General features: G+C 32.4%; 2 protein-coding genes. Both read right to left on the bottom strand.

All coding sequences use genetic code 11. The features are described from left to right. Nucleotides 1-222: 222 nt before the first annotated feature. Nucleotides 223-732 (bottom strand): DUF4411 family protein, encoded by a 510-nt coding sequence (locus RT250_RS13375; RefSeq protein ID WP_210709005.1) that lies wholly within the window; start codon nucleotides 730-732, stop codon nucleotides 223-225. Next, nucleotides 732-1,904 (bottom strand): XRE family transcriptional regulator, encoded by a 1,173-nt coding sequence (locus RT250_RS13370; protein ID WP_210709004.1) that lies wholly within the window; start codon nucleotides 1,902-1,904, stop codon nucleotides 732-734. The genes RT250_RS13375 and RT250_RS13370 overlap by 1 nt, the downstream gene beginning before the upstream one ends. Between the last annotated feature and the right edge of the window lie 155 nt (nucleotides 1,905-2,059).

Below are 2,059 nucleotides of genomic sequence, written 5' to 3'. Positions count from 1 at the left end.
CCATACCTTAAGATACAAATAACCAAGGCAGCATCTAAAGAGAGTGCAATGAGTTTTCAACAAACTTATTAAGTTTTGAGACAGTCTGACGGTCTAGTATAAGAATAGTAGCGGATTTTCACACGCTAACTTTTCGGCTAAACAAAGACCTTTTTTATATTTACTTACTTTCGTTTTAGCGATTAAACCGCTATTATTTTTATACATTGTTAGCCACTGGCTTTATTCCGATTTACAGGTAAATTTTATGTTCAAATCCCTTATAAATTCAAAATCGTCAATCCACTTAACATTCATATTATCGCAAACGTGAGGGATTTTAATTTTGGTTTGTTTCTTAAAATAGTCTTTCGTTTCCTTTGTCACGACAATTGCATTTTCTTTAATTGCGTGGGCAATTACCCAAGGGTCAGCCTTTGAGTGAATTCCATTACTTGAAACTAGATATTTATGACTTGGATTAAATGCATATATTTCTTTTAAACAGTTTGTTACTTCTCCGTCAATTTTTCTAATCGGAATATCACTGTTTTTTAACCATTCAAATAAATTGTCCTCGCCTTTCTCTATTTCTTCATAAACTAATTCGGGAATAAAAATCACGCCTTTTTTACCTAAATCGTTTAAAACCTCCCAATAAGACGGACAAATTTCTGGGGAATAATATTTTTGCCAAGCTTGAATAAGAATATTGGCGTCAATACAGTAAACTACTTTTTCATCTTCGAACATTAGGCTAGCAGTTTTTCAAATTTTTGGAATTTATTAATCTGCGTGTTAAGAAGATTACTTGCAATTGATGGTGACAGCGAACCGTTATTAAAAGAATCCATTACAATTCTCGTGAATAGTTTGCTGTTTTTATTTAAGCGTAGAAGGTAAGCATCTGGACCACCTTTTCTTTCTCTTTGTTTTTCCTTTTTTATCTTTTCTCTTTCCAAAAACTTCTCAAATTCATCTTGAGCATCTTGTTTTAGAATTTTATATTCTGATTGGGAAATTAAATTTAAGTTTAAAGCACGAACTAATAACGCGAAAGAGCTTATGCCTAGTTCTTTTGCTTGTTTAAAAATTAAATCATTTGAATCGAATGTATCTGCTCCCAATTGGGTAATTAATTCCGTTGGCATTAGTGCATTGGCGGCAACTTGGTTACAAAACAATTCTACTGGATGAAATTTTGATTTAGGTTTATCAGTAAAATCAATATCTATTTCATTTGAGATACCTGATTTAGCTATCCAAATATGTGCTAATTCGTGGACTAATGTGAAGAGTTGTGGTGCATTCCAATTTTTTGAATTAACAAATACAAAAGGGGCGAATTTGTCAGCAATTGCAAAACCTTGAATTAAGTCTCTATCTAGTACTAAATGTGAATGTAAATAGCTAGCACGAGATATAAATATTCCCGCAGTTTCTGCTTTATCAATCCATTCGTTAATTGGTGTTTTCTGATAATTACTTGGACTAATTTTTAAGGTGTCCAATATATCTCTAGCAACAATTTCTGGATTATCATTGATAGAATATTTACCAACAAAAGGAAGCTTGTCTTCGCCAATTTCTTCATATAATTCACTTATCCAATTCTGTTTTTCTTGAACATCACGAATTATAAATAATGATGCTGTATCTAACTTTTGCGCATCATCTCTTCGATAATCTTGTAATGGTTGAAAATCTTTTGGTATTTCTGGTAAAAAGAAAAGTGAAAATGGTCTTCTAAAACTTTTTGCCAAGATTTGAGCTTGTCGAATTGTCGGAAAATCATTTCCGTCCTCCCAAGTCAGATACCTTTCAGGCGATACAGAAACCTTTTTGGCAGCATCTTCCACAGAGATATTAGCGGACTCTCGTGCCCACTTTAAAATCTCGGATGTTATAAATGCTTTATCAGCCATTAGTTTTTCTACAAAGGTAAAATTTTAATTCAGAACGTGATTTTTTTTCAGCTTGTGGCTAACGTTTCGTATATGATAAGTAGGCGATCACTAAGCCCTAAATTTTTGTCTATTCCTAAAGTTTGATACAAGCCAAAAATATTTCAATTAGTACT

This window comes from Aequorivita sediminis (genome assembly GCF_032080575.2).
Classification (GTDB): domain Bacteria; phylum Bacteroidota; class Bacteroidia; order Flavobacteriales; family Flavobacteriaceae; genus Aequorivita; species Aequorivita sediminis.
The sequence above is the reverse complement of the archived record's forward strand: the minus strand, read 5'-3'. Positions and strand labels throughout refer to the sequence as shown.